The organism is uncultured Pseudomonas sp., from assembly GCF_913774235.1.
In the GTDB taxonomy this organism is placed as follows: Bacteria; Pseudomonadota; Gammaproteobacteria; order Pseudomonadales; family Pseudomonadaceae; genus Chryseomonas.
In genome coordinates this window covers 363,680-378,384 of the sequence record NZ_CAJYDW010000016.1, presented here as the reverse complement: position 1 = coordinate 378,384, position 14,705 = coordinate 363,680, and the positions used below count along the sequence as shown (strand labels likewise).

The 14,705-nt window shown below is 67.7% G+C and carries 12 protein-coding genes and 1 pseudogene; 2 read left to right on the top strand and 11 right to left on the bottom strand.

The window, feature by feature from the left end:
* Positions 1 to 615, top strand: a complete 615-nt coding sequence (locus QZ471_RS16940) for a glutathione S-transferase (protein ID WP_295465899.1) — start codon at positions 1 to 3, stop codon at positions 613 to 615.
* Between the two features lie 197 nt (positions 616 to 812).
* Here QZ471_RS16940 and gcvT read toward each other — a convergent pair whose 3' ends face one another.
* The 7 genes and pseudogenes from gcvT to QZ471_RS16910 all read right to left on the bottom strand — a co-directional run bounded on the left by gcvT (position 813) and on the right by QZ471_RS16910 (position 7,783).
* The gene (gene gcvT, locus QZ471_RS16935; protein WP_295465897.1) at positions 813 to 1,922 is read right to left on the bottom strand and encodes a glycine cleavage system aminomethyltransferase GcvT; all 1,110 of its coding nucleotides are present in this window, start codon (positions 1,920 to 1,922) and stop codon (positions 813 to 815) included.
* A gap of 262 nt (positions 1,923 to 2,184) precedes the next feature.
* Positions 2,185 to 5,040, bottom strand: a complete 2,856-nt coding sequence (gene gcvP / locus QZ471_RS16930; protein ID WP_295465895.1) for an aminomethyl-transferring glycine dehydrogenase — start codon at positions 5,038 to 5,040, stop codon at positions 2,185 to 2,187.
* A 7-nt stretch (positions 5,041 to 5,047) separates the two neighbouring features.
* A complete protein-coding gene (gcvH, locus tag QZ471_RS16925; RefSeq protein WP_295465894.1) occupies positions 5,048 to 5,416 on the bottom strand; it encodes a glycine cleavage system protein GcvH in 369 nt (122 codons plus the stop codon).
* Positions 5,417 to 5,667: 251 nt separating this feature from the next.
* Positions 5,668 to 6,822: a glutathionylspermidine synthase family protein gene (locus QZ471_RS16920; protein ID WP_295465892.1), complete on the bottom strand. Its 1,155-nt coding sequence runs from the start codon at positions 6,820 to 6,822 to the stop codon at positions 5,668 to 5,670.
* Between the two features lie 2 nt (positions 6,823 to 6,824).
* Positions 6,825 to 7,034 carry a DUF1190 domain-containing protein gene (locus QZ471_RS16915; protein ID WP_295465971.1) on the bottom strand — a complete coding sequence of 70 codons (210 nt, stop codon included), beginning with the start codon at positions 7,032 to 7,034 and terminating at the stop codon, positions 6,825 to 6,827.
* Positions 7,035 to 7,078: 44 nt separating this feature from the next.
* Positions 7,079 to 7,369, bottom strand: a pseudogene (locus QZ471_RS23840) (DUF1190 domain-containing protein); the annotation flags it as partial.
* 9 nt (positions 7,370 to 7,378) lie between these two features.
* Positions 7,379 to 7,783 carry a DUF350 domain-containing protein gene (locus QZ471_RS16910; RefSeq protein WP_295465890.1) on the bottom strand — a complete coding sequence of 135 codons (405 nt, stop codon included), beginning with the start codon at positions 7,781 to 7,783 and terminating at the stop codon, positions 7,379 to 7,381.
* A 193-nt stretch (positions 7,784 to 7,976) separates the two neighbouring features.
* On the opposite strand from QZ471_RS16910, the gene poxB reads away from it, so the two are divergent.
* Positions 7,977 to 9,701, top strand: coding sequence for a ubiquinone-dependent pyruvate dehydrogenase (poxB, locus tag QZ471_RS16905; protein ID WP_295465888.1), 1,725 nt, complete (start codon positions 7,977 to 7,979; stop codon positions 9,699 to 9,701).
* Between the two features lie 3 nt (positions 9,702 to 9,704).
* On the opposite strand, the gene QZ471_RS16900 is transcribed toward poxB, so the two are convergent.
* The 4 genes from QZ471_RS16900 to QZ471_RS16885 form a co-directional block, all read right to left on the bottom strand.
* Positions 9,705 to 10,442, bottom strand: a complete 738-nt coding sequence (locus QZ471_RS16900; RefSeq protein WP_295465886.1) for a transporter substrate-binding domain-containing protein — start codon at positions 10,440 to 10,442, stop codon at positions 9,705 to 9,707.
* Positions 10,439 to 12,307, bottom strand: coding sequence for a diguanylate cyclase (locus tag QZ471_RS16895; protein WP_295465884.1), 1,869 nt, complete (start codon positions 12,305 to 12,307; stop codon positions 10,439 to 10,441). Before QZ471_RS16895 ends, QZ471_RS16900 begins: the two co-directional genes overlap by 4 nt.
* Entirely contained in the window at positions 12,304 to 13,044 is a 741-nt protein-coding gene (locus tag QZ471_RS16890) for a transporter substrate-binding domain-containing protein (protein WP_295465882.1), read from the bottom strand. Before QZ471_RS16890 ends, QZ471_RS16895 begins: the two co-directional genes overlap by 4 nt.
* A 71-nt stretch (positions 13,045 to 13,115) precedes the next feature.
* On the bottom strand, positions 13,116 to 14,636 hold the full coding sequence (locus QZ471_RS16885; protein WP_295465880.1) for a sigma-54-dependent transcriptional regulator: 1,521 nt from the start codon (positions 14,634 to 14,636) through the stop codon (positions 13,116 to 13,118).
* Positions 14,637 to 14,705: the final 69 nt, after the last annotated feature.

The window sequence follows — 14,705 nt, the reverse complement described above, 5'->3', positions numbered from 1 at the left end:
ATGCAACTCATCGGCATGCTCGACTCGCCCTATGTGCGGCGGGTCGCGATCTCCCTTCGCCTGCTGGTGCTGCCTTTCGAGCTGCGCCAGCTATCGGTCTTCCGCGATGTCGAACGTTTTCGCAGCTTCAATCCGGTGATCAAGGCGCCAACTCTCATCTGCCTGGATGGCCAGCGGCTGATGGATTCGTCGCTGATCCTGGACTATGCCCAGCATCTCGCCTGCGGTAGTCGGCGGTTGCTGCCCAGCGGCCACGCCGCCCGGGCGACCGCCCTGGGCCGTAGCGGTCTGGCCCTGGCGCTGTGCGAGAAGGCGGTGCAACTGGTGTACGAACGCGACCTGCGCCCGGAAGAGAAGCGCCACGAGCCCTGGCGGCAGCGGGTGGAAGGTCAGCTGCGCGCCGCTTGCGGCGCCCTGGACAAGGCCTGGCTGGGTCCGCGCCCACCGCTGGGTGAAGACAGCATCGGCCAGGACGCCATCGACACGGCGGTAGCCTGGACCTTCCTCCACTATGCCCTGCCGGGGCTGATCGACCGGCGTAATTATCCGACGCTGGAAGCCCTGGCCGCCGAGGCGGAGGCGCTGTCGGTGTTTCGGGATTATCCGGTGGCCTGAAAAATCACAGCCATGATGATCGGCCGCTGCACTTGCCTTTGAATTCATCGCGGCCATGCCGGTGCGCCGTAGCGACCGCTCCTACAGCGGGGATGCCTTTGTAGGAGCGGCCCATGGCCGCGATTGGACGCTGAACTCAGGAGGCCAAAGCGCCTGCAGCGGCGAACCATCATGGCAGCGATGCTATTGGCGACTGATTATCCGCGGTAATACCGCTGCGGCACGAAGGGCGTCTTGGCGACCTTGACCGGGACCTGCTTGCCACGGACCACGGCGAAGAGCTCGGTATCCAGGGCGGCGAAGGCGCTGTCGACATACCCCATGGCCACCGGCGCGCCCAGGGTCGGGCCGAAGCCGCCGCTGGTGACGCGACCGATGCTGGCACCGTTGGCATCCACCAGCTCAGCGCCCTCGCGCACCGGTACCCGCTCCTGCACCAGCAGGCCGACGCGCTTACGGCTCACACCGTCGCGCTGCTCGGCGAAGATGCGCTCGGCACCGGGGAAGCCGCCGGCGCGGCCGTTGCCTTCCCGCCTCACTTTGGACAGCGCCCAGCCCAGGTTGGCCATCACCGGCGTGGTGCCCGCGTCCATGTCGTGGCCGTAGAGGCAGAGACCGGCTTCCAGACGCAGGGAGTCACGGGCGCCCAGGCCGATGGCCTCGACTTCCGGCTCGGCCAACAGACGGCGGGCCAGGGCTTCGGCGGCGGCACTGGGTACCGAGATCTCGTACCCATCTTCGCCGGTGTAGCCGCTGCGGCTGACGATGCAGGGCTGGTCCAGCAGCTTGACCCGGCGGACCTGCATGAAGGTCATCTCGGCCACTTCCGGCGCCAGGCGTGCCAGCACCGCGGCGGCGGCAGGCCCTTGTAGCGCCAGCAGGGCGCGATCGAACTGCGGCAGCACCTGGCAGCGATCGCCCAGGTGCTTTTCCAGGTGGGCGAGGTCGGCTTCCTTGCAGGCGGCGTTGACCACCAGGTAGAGGCAATCGCCGAGGTTGGCGACCATGAGGTCGTCGAGGATGCCGCCGTTGTCGTCGGTCAGCAGGGCATAGCGCTGCATGCCGCTGGGCAGGTCGATAATGTCGACCGGCACCAGGGTCTCCAGGGCCTCGGCGGCGGCGTCGCCTTCGAGCAGTACCTGGCCCATGTGGGAGACGTCGAACAACCCGGCCTGGGCGCGGGTGTGCTGGTGCTCCTTGAGCACGCCGAGCGGGTATTGCACCGGCATCTCGTAGCCGGCGAAAGGCACCATGCGGGCGCCGAGTTCCAGGTGCAGGGCGTGCAGCGAAGTCTTGAGCAGGGACATGGTGGGGCTCCGTGTCGGGTGGCGGTTTCCGCGCTCCGGTCCTCCAGAGCAGGGAAACGGTGATCTGAGTGGGTCGCTCCGGCCACTGGTGAGCGAGACGCGACCTCGGTGCTTCAGGTTTACCTTCACCCCGGCCCTCTCCCGGAGGGAGAGGGGGAAGAGCGGTGCTTCGCTCGGACATCCTGCACAACGGGTGCAGAGCTATCAGAGTGCTGCGGCTCTGCTCCCCTCTCCCCGAGGGAGAGGGGCCGGGGGTGAGGGCTCAGGCCTCGCCGTAGGCCTCGATGGGCGGGCAGGAGCAGACCAGGTTGCGATCGCCGTAGACGTTGTCGATACGGGCCACCGGCGGCCAGTACTTGCCGTCCACCAGGCTCGGCAGCGGGAAGACCGCCTGCTCGCGGCTGTAGGGATGGGTCCACTCCCCGGCCAGTTCGCGCGCGGTATGGGGCGCGTTCTTCAGCGGGTTGTCCTGGGGATCCAGAGTGCCGGCTTCCAGGGCGCGGATCTCGTCACGGATGGCGATCATGGCGTCGCAGAAGCGATCCAGCTCGGCCTTCGACTCGCTCTCGGTGGGCTCGATCATCAGGGTGCCGGCCACCGGGAAGGACATGGTCGGGGCATGGAAGCCGAAGTCGATCAGGCGCTTGGCCACGTCGTCCACGGTCACGCCGCTGCTGTCCTTGAGCGGACGCAGGTCGAGGATGCACTCGTGGGCCACCAGGCCGCTAGTGCCGGTGTAGAGCACCGGGTAGTGCTCTTCCAGGCGGCGGGCGATGTAGTTGGCGCTGAGGATGGCCACCTGGGAGGCGCGGGTCAGACCGGCGCTGCCCATCATCTTCAGGTACATCCAGGAGATCGGCAGGATGCTGGCGCTGCCGTAGGGCGCCGCGCAGACCGCGCCTTCCTTGCGTTCCAGCCGGGCATGGCCGGGCAGGAAGGGCGCCAGGTGCGCCTTGACGCCGATGGGGCCGACCCCAGGACCGCCGCCGCCGTGCGGAATGCAGAAGGTCTTGTGCAGGTTGAGGTGGGAGACGTCGCCGCCGAACTGACCCGGAGCGCAGAGACCGACCATGGCGTTCATGTTGGCGCCATCGATATAGACCTGGCCGCCGTGGTCGTGGACCACCTGGCAGATCTCGCGGATGGCTTCCTCGAACACCCCGTGGGTGGACGGATAGGTGATCATCAGCGCGGCCAGGCGGTCGCTGTGCTGCTCGGCCTTGGCGCGCAGATCGTCGAGGTCGACGTTGCCGCGCTTGTCGCAGGCCACCACCACCACGCGCATGTCGACCATGCTGGCGGTGGCCGGGTTGGTGCCGTGGGCCGAGGCCGGAATCAGGCAGACGTCGCGCTCGCCCTGGCCGCGGCTCGCGTGATAGGCACGGATGGCCAGCAGACCGGCGTACTCGCCCTGGGAGCCGGCGTTGGGCTGCAGGGAGACGGCGTCATAGCCGGTGGCCGCGCAGAGCATGGCCTCCAGCTCGGTGGTGAGCTGGGCATAGCCCTGGGCCTGATCGGCCGGGGCGAAGGGGTGGATACCGCCGAATTCCGCCCAGGTGACCGGGATCATCTCGCTGGCGGCATTGAGCTTCATGGTGCAGGAGCCCAGCGGGATCATGGTGCGATCCAGTGCCAGGTCCTTGTCCGCCAGCTTGCGCAGATAGCGCATCAGCTCGGTCTCGGATCTATGGCTGGCGAACACCGGATGAGTCAGGAAGGCCGACTGGCGCTGCAGCGCCGCAGGTACTTCCACGCCTTGGGCATCGCCCAGCTCGGCGACCTGGGGCGCGGCCTGGCCGTCGGCCAGGATCTCCAGCAGCGCCTGAACGTCCGCCAGGGTACTGGTCTCGTCCAGGGATACGCCCAGGGCTTCGGCGCTGACTTCGCGCAGGTTGTAGCCACGGGCACGGGCGGCCTCGTGCAGGGCGGCGGTGCGCGCGCCGAACACCAGGGTCAGGGTGTCGAAGGCGGTGTGCTGGGTCTGGTGACCCAGCTTCTGCAGGCCGGCGGCCAGCAGGCCGGTCAGGCGCTGCACCCGGGTGGCGATGCGGGTCAGGCCTTCGGGGCCATGGTAGACCGCGTACATGCTGGCGATGTTGGCCAGCAGCACCTGGGCGGTACAGATGTTGCTGGTGGCCTTCTCGCGGCGGATGTGCTGCTCGCGGGTCTGCAGGGCCAGGCGATAGGCCGGGTTGCCGTGGCGGTCGATGGACACGCCGACGACGCGACCGGGCATGTCGCGCTTGTACTTATCCTGGGTGGCGAAGTAGGCCGCGTGGGGACCGCCGAAGCCGAGCGGTACGCCAAAACGCTGGGCGGTGCCGATGGCCACGTCCGCGCCCAGTTCGCCGGGCGGGGTGAGCAGGGTCAGGGCCAGCAGATCGGCGGCCATGGCCACCAGGGCACCGGCGGCCTGGAAGGCCTGGATGCTGTCACGATAGTCGCGGATCTCGCCGGTGGTCATCGGGTACTGGAACAGCGCGCCGAAGAAGCGGCCGTGGTCCTCGATCTCGGTTTCCACGCCCACCACCACCTCGATGCCCAGGGGCTCGGCGCGGGTGCGCAAGACGTCCAGGGTCTGCGGATGGCAGTGCACGGAGGCGAAGAAAGCAGTGGCCTTGTTCTTCGCCAGGCGCTTGCAGAAGGTCATGGCCTCGGCGGCGGCGGTGCCCTCGTCCAGCAGCGAGGCGTTGGCCACCGGCATGCCGGTGAGGTCGCCGATCAGTGTCTGGAAGTTGAGCAGGGCTTCCAGGCGACCCTGGGAAATCTCCGGCTGATAGGGGGTATAGGCAGTGTACCAGGCCGGATTTTCCAGCAGGTTGCGCAGGATCGGCGCCGGGGTATGGGTGTTGTAGTAGCCCTGGCCGATCAGGCTCTTGAGCAGACGATTCTTGCCGGCGATGGCGCGCAGCTCGGCCAGGGCGTCGGCTTCGGAGAGGCCAGCGGGCAGGTCCAGCACGCTGGTGCCCTTGATGCTCTCGGGAATCACCTGGGCGGTCATGGCGTCCAGGGACTCGTAGCCGAGCAGGTTCAGCATGGCGATCTCGTCGAGCTCGCGCGGACCTATGTGGCGCGGGACGAATTCGTCGGCGGTGCTGAGGGTGTCGTGCAGCGACATGGCGGTCTTACCCCTTGATCAGTTGCTGATAGGCGGTTTCGTCGAGCAGCGCGGCGAAGGCTTCGGCATTGGCGGGCTGGAAGCGGAAGAACCAGCCGGCGTTCAGCGGATCGCTGTTGATGGTCTCGGGCGCCTCGTTCAGCGCCTCGTTGACCGCCAGCACCTCGCCGTCCAGCGGCATGGTGATGTTGCTGGCGGCCTTGACCGATTCCAGCACCGCCACCTCATCGCCCTGGGCATAGCTGCGCAGTTCCGGCAGTTGCACGAAGACCAGGTCGCCCAGGGAGTCCTGAGCATAGTCGGTGATGCCGACGGTGATGCTGCCATCGGCTTCCTGACGCAGCCATTCGTGTTCTTCGGTATAGCGCAGACCCATTGCAGACTCCTGCGGACGTTCGTCCCGGTGGATAGATGGGTCTTACTTTGCAAAGCCAATGCCAGGAGCAAAACCTAGCTATATCAAGGGTTTATCCTATACCCCAGTCAGGGGCTGTAGCGAAATCATTACACCGGGGTGCCCAGCCCCCTTTAAACGTATCGATTTAAATACAACGTATCGATTTCAATACGGAATTAGCTGAACTCCTGGGTCAGACAGCCCAGCTGCACGCCGCGGCGATCCAGTTCTCAGTCAAGGATGAAATGCGGCAGAAAGCGCGAGCTGTCCTGGGTGATCAGCGACCTATCCTCGCGAATGCCCAGACCGCAGGCGCGGTCACCCACCACCCAACTGCCCAGTACCGGGTAGTGACCGTCGAAACAGGGTAGCGGGTGGCAGGCCTGGCGAATGGTCGCCCCGCCATAGGGGCCGGCCACCGCGGCCCGACGACCATCGGCGGTGTGCAGGCTGACGTTGGCACCTTCGCGGGAGAACAACGGCTTGCGCACCCAGCCCGCTGCCAGATGGGCGCTCGGGCGGGCATCGAAATAGGTCGGCAGCAGGTTGGGATGCCCCGGATGCTGCTCCCAGAGCAGCGCCAGGGTGCCCTTGTTGCTCAGCAGCGCCTTCCAGGGCGGTTCGACGAAGCGGGTACCGCTGGCCGGAATGGCCGCGCCGAAGGGGTCTTCCAGCAGTTGCTCCCAGGGATAGAGCTTGAACAGGCTGAAGATGGAATGGCCATTCAGATCGACGAAGGTGCCCGAGCGCTCCAGGCCGATGTCCTCGATGGCGAGGGAACGGGTATCCAGGCCAGCCTGGACAGCGCAGTCGCGCAGGTAGTCGACGGTGCCGCGATCCTCCAGGGAATCGCGCACCGCCGCCAGGTACAGCGGCTGCGGGACGCCCAGTTCCGCCAGGGTCTCGATCAGCCGCTCCTGAATCAGGTTGTACTGGTCGGCGGCGGGCGGCAGGACGCCACGCTCACGCTGCTGCTCCAGCCACAACCACTGGAAATAGGCCGCTTCGTAGAGCGCGGTGGGGGTGTCGTAGTTGAGTTCGAACAGCTTGGCCGGGCCCTGGCCGCTGTAGCAGAAATCCATCCGGCCATAGAGCGAGGGCTCGCGCCGGCGCCAGCTGATACGCAGGTGCTCCCAGAAGAAGCGCGGGATGTGCAGCCGCTCCAGCAGCTCCTCGCGCTCGACGATCAGGTCCACCAGCGCCAGGCACAGCTGGTGCAGCTCGGCGGTGGGCGCCTCAATGTCGTCCTCGATCTGGCGCAGGCTGAAGCGATAGGCCGCGGTCTCGCCCCAGTAGGGCTCGCCGTCGAAGGTATGGAAGGCGAAGCCCAGGGCTTCGGCCTGCTGGCGCCAGTCGGGGCGTTCGGCGAAGGAGAGGCGCTGCATGGCTAGCCTCCGCTGCTGGCGCGGGCCGCGGCGGCCTGGCCGAAGCCGCCACGGCTGACGAAACGCCCAGTGTCCACCGTCTGAGCAGCGCGATCCACCGCGACCCGCCCGCTGCGATCGGCCACGGCGACGTTGCTGCCAGTACGCCAGGTGCCCGGATTATCCAGGGAACGGTAGAGCGGTCGACTGTCGTAGCGACGGTCGTGAGCCAGGTCCCGTCCGGTACGTTGGAACCGGCAGCCGGTTCACGATTGATCAGAAAGCCGGACATCCGTGGCGTGTAGTAGGGTTGCGGCCCTTCGCACCCACCCACGCCGAAATCCGCCTCGCAATCGCCTGGCTGGACGTAGCGAGGTGCCTGCAGGGCGTGGGCGCTACGAGCATTGGCGTATTCGCGGGCGCAGACGGTATTGCTGAACACCCCGTCCCGGGTGCATTGCTCGGCCGTCGCATAGGTGTAGCCGGTGGTGGGCCGGCTGGTGCACCAGGCCAGGGTCAGCACCGGGGCGCCGATGAGCACCAGCTTGAGGGCTTGGCTGCGTTTCATGGCTCGCCCTCAACCGGTGATGGCGGCCGCGTTGAGCACGCCCACGGCAATGGCGAAGCAGGCGGCGAGGATGCCACTGGCCATCTCGTTGGCCGCCAGCCGCTGCGGTAGCCCGGGCAGGCCCAGGCGCAGCAGTTGGAAGGCCAGCAACTGGGTGACCAGGGCGATGAGCGCCCAGATGAGGAAGTCGGTCAGGCTCACCGCCACGCGCATGGCGCCGGCCAGCGGCAGCACGAAGCCGAGCAGGCTGCCACCGAAGGCCAGGGCCGCCGCCGGCACGTTGGCGCGGATCAGTTGCCATTCGCGATGGGGCGTGAGCCAGGCGTAGAGCACGCAGAACAGCCCGAGCAGGGCCAGGGACAGCAGCAGATAGAGCAGGAAGGCGGAAAACCCGCTGAGGTAGGCGGCGAGCACGAGAGACGTTCCTTGTCGCTGAAGAACCGAGCGCGATTATCGCCGCCCGCCCAGGCTTCGCGCCGACCGTTCACCGGGCGAAACGGCGAGACGGTCGCGAACTTCCGTACCGCTTCCCGGCCCAAGGGAACACAACAAGACCTCTGCCAAGCGGCTTTGCCCTCTCCCATCCCCCTTGTCTGGAGATCCTGTCATGGCTGTGAAAACCGTTGCCGATCTGCTCGTCGCCACCCTCGAAGCTGCCGGCGTGGAGACCATCTGGGGCCTGCCGGGCGATTCGCTCAACGGCCTCACCGAAAGCCTGCGCAAGCGCGAGCGCATCCGCTGGCGCGGCGTGCGGCATGAAGAAGCCGCGGCCTTCGCCGCCAGCGCCGCCGCCGACATCAGCGGTCGCCTCAGCGTCTGCGCCGGCTCCTGCGGCCCGGGCAACCTGCACCTGATCAACGGCCTGTTCGACGCCCAGCGCAGCGGCGCGCCCGTCCTGGCCATCGCCGCCCAGATCCCGTCCAGCGAGATCGGCCTGGGCTACTTCCAGGAGACCCACCCGGAGCGGCTGTTCCGCGACTGCAGCGACTACTGCGAAGTGGTCTCCCACCCCGAGCAGCTGCCGCGCATCCTCGAGACCGCCATGCGCTCGGCCATCCTCAATCGCTCGGTGTCGGTGGTGGTGATCTCCGGCGACGTGGCCCTGGCCGAGGCGCCGACCAAGACCGTGCAATGGAGCGAGCCGGTACGCCCGGTGGTGGTGCCGCCGGAGGCCGAGCTGGACGCCCTGGCCGAATTGCTGGCTGGGGAAAAGCGCATCACCCTGCTCTGCGGCGCCGGTTGCGCCGGTGCCCATGCCCAGGTGGTGGCCCTGGCCGAGCGCCTGCAGGCCCCGGTGGTCCATGCCCTGCGCGGCAAGGCCCATATCGAATACTCCAACCCCTATGGCGTGGGTATGACCGGACTGATCGGCTTTTCCTCCGGCTATCACGCGCTCAAGGAATGCGACCTGCTGCTGATGCTGGGCAGCAACTTCCCCTATCGTAACTTCTTCCCGGATCATGGCCGGGTGGTGCAGATCGATCTGCGCGGCGCGCACCTGGGCGTGCGTACCCCATTGCTCAAGGGCTTGGTCGGCGATGTCCGCGCCACCCTCGACGCCCTGTTGCCGCGACTCCAACCCAATGGCCACAGCCGCTTCCTGGAAAAGGCCCAGCAGCACTACCGCAAGACCCGCGCCGAGCTGGACGAACTGGCCACCGCCACCGCCGACGGTGAGCCGCTGCATCCGCAATACCTCACCACCCGCGTCAGCGAACTGGCCGCGCCGGACGCCCTCTTCACCTGCGACGTCGGCACCCCCACCGTCTGGGCGGCGCGCTACCTGGCGATGAATTTCGAGCGCAAGCTGGCCGGCTCCTTCAGCCATGGCTCCATGGCCAATGCCCTGCCCCAGGCCATGGGTCTGCAGGCGGCCTTCCCCGGTCGCCAGGTGGTGGCCCTCGCCGGTGACGGCGGGCTGTCCATGCTGCTCGGCGAATTGGCGACCCTGGCCAGCGAGAAGCTCCCGGTCAAGGTGATCGTCTACGACAACGCCACCCTGGGCTTCGTCGCCATGGAGATGAAGGCCGCCGGCATGCTCGACGAGACCACGGATCTTGCCGCCGTCGACTTCGCCCAGGTGGCCGAGGCCTGCGGCGTGCGCGGCTGGAAGGTAGAGTCAGCCAGCCGGCTGGACGCCACCCTGGCGGAAGCCTTCGCCCACCCCGGGCCGGCACTGGTGGACGTGCGCATCGCCAAACAGGAGCTGTCGCTGCCGCCGAAGATCGAGGCGGCCCAGGCCAAGGGCTTCAGCCTCTACATGCTGCGCGCGGTGATGAGCGGGCGCGGCAGCGAGGTGCTGGACCTGGCCAAGACCAACGTGCTGCGCTGAGGGCTAGCGCTCGCCCGACTGCTCCAGCAGCCGGGCGAGCTCGCCGCTGGCCTTGAGCTGCGCGAACGCCTCGCGCAATCGCGCCACCAAGGGCGCCGGCGTGGTCGGGCTGAACGCCATGTACAGCGGGGTATCGAGATCCTCCAGGACGGCGAGACGGCGCAATCCCGGGCAGGTGCTGGCCGCGTCCTGGCAGAAGTGGCTGGCATCCTTCTCCGGCAGCAGCAAGGCGTCCACCTGGCCGTTGAGCAGGCGGCTGAAGTTGTCCTTCTGCTGGCCCGACACCACCAGGCGCTGGAAGCCGAGCGTCTGCAGGTACTGGTGGCGCACGTCATCGCGCAGCACCCCGATACGATAGGCACGCGCATCCTCGAGCCGCTCGATACGCACGTCGTCACGACTGGCCAGCCGATAGAAATAGTAGCGCAGGCGCATGACCTCCCCGACCCACTGGAACTGTGCCTCACGGGCCGGGGTACGGGCGATGAGATAGATCAATACTCCCGGTTCGTGCAATGCCAGGTCATAGGCGCGGGCCCAGGGGTAGAGTTCCATGCGGTAGTCGGCGATGCCCGCCAGCGCCAGGGTGCGCTCCACCACCGCGGCGGCCGGCCCCTCTACCCGACCGTCGACGCTCCAGGTAAAGGAAGTCTCTTCGGTCACGGCGCGGACCGTGGCGGCCTCCACGCCCTGACCCAGCAGGGCTGACAGCATGGCCAACAGCAGCAGACGATGCTTCATAACGGTGGCTCCTCCTGCAACTGACAACTGCGCTGGCGGCCCAGGCTCTTGGCGCGGTAGAGCGCACGGTCGGCCTGCTCCATGAGGGCGGCGAAATCCGGCATCTCGGCGCTCAGCGAGGCGTAGCCGATGCTCAGGGTGACATAGTCGGCGATCTCCGAGCCGGCATGGACGATCTCCAGCGCGCTCACGGCTCGACGCAGGCGCTCGGCCATCTCACCGGCGCCCGCCAGATCGGTCGCGGGCAGCAAGACCGCGAATTCCTCGCCGCCGATTCGCGCCACCAGATCACCGGAGCGGGTAACGACCTGCCGCATGGCGGCCGCCACCCGCTGCAGGCAGAGGTCGCCCTGGGCATGTCCGTAGGTATCGTTGTAGCGCTTGAAGAAGTCGATATCGCAGAGCAGCAGCGAGAGCGCCAGCCCGGAGCGGCGCGCGCGGCGAAACTCCTGGTGCTCGGCTTCATCGAAGCAGCGGCGGTTGGCCAGGCCCGTGAGGGGATCGCTGAGCGACAGCTCTTCCAGCCGCGCATTGGCACTGCGCAGCGCCGCCTGGGAGGCCAGCACATCGCGCAATTGCGCCTGGTGGTGGGACGCATGCAGCAGCAGCTGGGTGGTCATGTTGATCAGGGCACGCTCGTCGGTGCGCCATTCGCCTCCCAGGGCACAGCCGAAGAGCAGCAAGCCGTATTCGTCGTCGGCGATCCGCAGGTGGACCAGCGCCAGGGCCTGGTTACCCAGGGCCAACAGGGGCTCGGCGGCGTCGCCGAAGGCGGTCACGAGCGCCTCGCGCGTGGCGAAGGTGTAAGGCACCTCGGGTTCCAGCCGGGCCTCCAGCACCTGAGCGCAAGCGGTCGGCAGGGTCATCAGGCCCTGGGCCGGCTCGGCCTCGGCGGACCAGCTCTGGTACAGCCGATAGGGCGCATCCTGAGCATGGCGCTTGAACCAGCAGGCCTGACGCGCGCGCAGGCGTTGCGCCACCTCCCGCAGGCAGAGCTGGCAATGCTGATCGAAGCGTTCGTAAGGGGCATGGATCAGTTGGTTGGACAGCCCGAGGATGATTTGCTGCGCCGTCGCCAGCGCCTCGAGCTCTGCCGTACGCTCGCGAACCCGGTCCGCCAGGCGATCACGGTGCGCGGCCAGTTCCTCTTCCTGCCGATGCTGCCGGGCGAGGTGGTCCGCCAGGTTGCCCTGCAGCGCATTGATACCGCTCACCAGTAGATCCAGTTCGTCCTGCCGGGCGGGTCGCTGCAGGCGGAGGGGTTCGGCGAGGGTGGCGGCCGACAGCCGCGAGAGGTGGCGGGCGATCCGGCGGACATGCAGGGTCACCAGCCGATTGAACGCCAGGCTGACCAGGCCGGCGAGCAGCAGGGCGAGCACGAGCTGGGTTAGCAGGGTGCCGGCCACGCTGTCGCGCAACTCGCGCCAGAGCAGGGGTTCGCTGCCCTGGATGAGGAGTTCGCCGAGTACCTCGCGACCACCGGGATAGGGGCTGTAGACCAGCTCGCAGTACCGGCTCGGTGCCAGGCTAGAGGGCGCCCAGTCGGCCCGCTGACGGGATTGGACCTCCGGCTCCTCGCCATGACCGGCGAGACGCAGCTCGATGCGGCCGACCGAGGGGATGCGCAGCGCGCCATCCAGATGCGCCTGCACCGCGGGCTTGTCCAGCTCCCAGATGGCCTTGGCCAGGGTCGACTGATACACCTGCTCCAGCAATTGCAGCTCGGCATCCATGCTGAGGCGATTCTGCTCCCAGATATTCCAGGTGCGCAGTCCCGCCGTGAGCACGGAGAACAGCAGGCAGAACAGCACCATCAGCAGCGCCAGGCGGTTACCGAGCGAGCGGCGCCTCAGGACGCCACTCATAGCCAGCGGCGCTGGAGTTCGGCCAGCGTGCCGTCCTGCTGCAGGGTCGCGAAGGCTGCCCGGAGCCGCGCCAGCACCTCGGGAGAGGTACCCAGGCTGGCCGCCAGGTAGAGAGTATAGGGCGGTGCACAATAGACCTGCACCAGATCGCGCCGAGGATCGTAGCCCGCCTGCCGGGCCATGTGATTGACCATGGCCCGATTGGCGATCCATAGATCGACCCGCCCGGCTCGCAGCTTCTCCAGGTTGAGGCTGTAGTGCGCGCTGGATTGCAAGTCGCGGCCGATGACGAAGCCCTGCTCCACCAGGATGCGTTCACCGGCATCACCATTGACCGTGGCGATCTGCAGGCCACGGGCCGCCTCCAGGCTGGCCAAGGGCCGAATGCGACCTCGCCAGCTGAACAGACAGAGATTGGTTTCGGTAAGAGGTGCCACCCAATTGAACAGCGCCTCTCGCTCGGGCAGACGCGCCATGGAAAAGATCAGGACGTCGGGCCCGCTCTGGGCCTGGGCGAAGGCTCGGGCCCAGGGCATGACCTGGGGCTCGGTGACCAGCCCGGCACGGGCCAGCAGCGACCGCACCAGCTCGATCGAAAATCCGGTCACCCGGCCATCCGGCTGGACTTGGCTGAAGGGCGGATAGTCCTCGGTCACCACCTGCAAGGCGGCCGCACGGCCGCCCGTGCAGACCAGCACCAGACCGAAAAGCAGATATCTCAGGAGTTTGCTTGTCACGAAGCCCTCCCCGTCCGAGCATGACTTGGTCTGGACGTTATCGGGCTGCCCTGACGAAACTTGAAGGGGCGCTAGTCCCGCCGTGGAATGCCATAGCGCCGCAGGCGCATGGCGATGGCCGAGTGGGAAGTCTGCAGGCGTGCGGCCAGCTGGCGGCTGGAGGGGTACTGCGGATAGAGCCGCTCCAGCAGCGCCGCCTCGAAGCCCTGCACGGCAGCCTCCAGGGTGGCGACTTCGGTCTCGACCTGGCCGGCCACCGCGGTGCCGGCCAGGTCGAGGTCGTCGACGTCGATCTGGCCACTCTCGCTGATGGCGGCGGCGCGGAAGAGGATGTTCTGCAACTGGCGGACGTTACCCGGCCAGGCATTGCCCAGCAGCACGCCATAGGTCGCCGGGGCCAGGCGGCACGGTGGCCGGCCGATCTGGGCGCAGGCCTGCTGCAGGAAGTGCCGCGCCAGCAGCAGGATGTCCTGGCCGCGCTCGCGCAGCGCCGGTACCTGCAGGCTGAGTACATTGAGGCGGTAGAAGAGATCCTCGCGAAAGGTACCGGCGGCCACCATGGCCTGGAGGTCGCGATGGGTGGCGGCGAGGATACGCACGTTGACCCGCGTCTCGTGGGCGCCGCCGACCCGGCGAAAGGTACCGTCGGAAAGGAAACGCAGCAGCTTGGCTTGCAGGTAGGGCGACATCTCCCCCACCTCGTCGAGGAACACCGTGCCCTGGTCGGCCAGTTCCAAAAGGCCCGGTTTGCCGCCGCGCTGGGCGCCGGTGAAGGCGCCGGGCGCATAGCCGAACAGCTCGCTCTCGGCCAGGCTCTCCGGCAGGGCGGCGCAGTTGAGCGCCAGGAAGGGGGCGTCGCGCCGGGCGCTGGCGGCATGGCAGGCGCGAGCCACCAGCTCCTTGCCGGTGCCGGTCTCGCCGAGGATCAGCAATGGCGCGTCCAGGGCGGCCAGGCGCTGGGCGCGGGCCTTGAGGGTGCGGATGGCGGCGCAATCGCCGAGCAAGGAATCGAAGCCCTCGGGAGTGTCGTGGCGCAAGGCCGACAGGCGACCGCCGATGCGGCTGGGGGCATAGAGGGTCAGCAGCCCGCCGGCCAGGCCGCCCACCGGCTCGCCGATGGGAGTGGCGTCGAGCAGCAGCGCCTGGCCGCGCAACACCACCTCGCGCAGGGGCAGGCGAAAGCCCTGGTCCAGTAGTTCGGCGGGCAATTCGGCGTCGTTGAAGAGTTCGGCCAGGGTCGTGCCGGCATCCTCACCGGCCAGGGCAGCGAAGGCCGGGTTGGCCAGCAGGATGCGGCCCTCGCCGTCCACCGCCAATACCGGATCGGCCATGGCGGCGAGCAGGGCGTCGAGTTGCAGGGTGCGCCGCTGGCCGGGCAGGATGTCCACCACCCGCACCGCCTCGACCCCCACCACGGTCAGCAGGGCGTCGCGCAACTCCTCCAGCACCGCGGGGCTCAGGGTCGGCGCATCGATGTAGACGTTGGGCGGCACCATCTCCACCGCGTCGAGGTTGAGATTGCGCGCACCGAGCAGGGCCAGGACTTCCTGGGTGATGCCGACGCGATCGATGAACGATACATGGATACGCATTAAAACCCTGGGGTCTGATAGCGAAAGGGCCATGCTACCCAAAGGCTCGGGGTAGAATCACTTCTCATT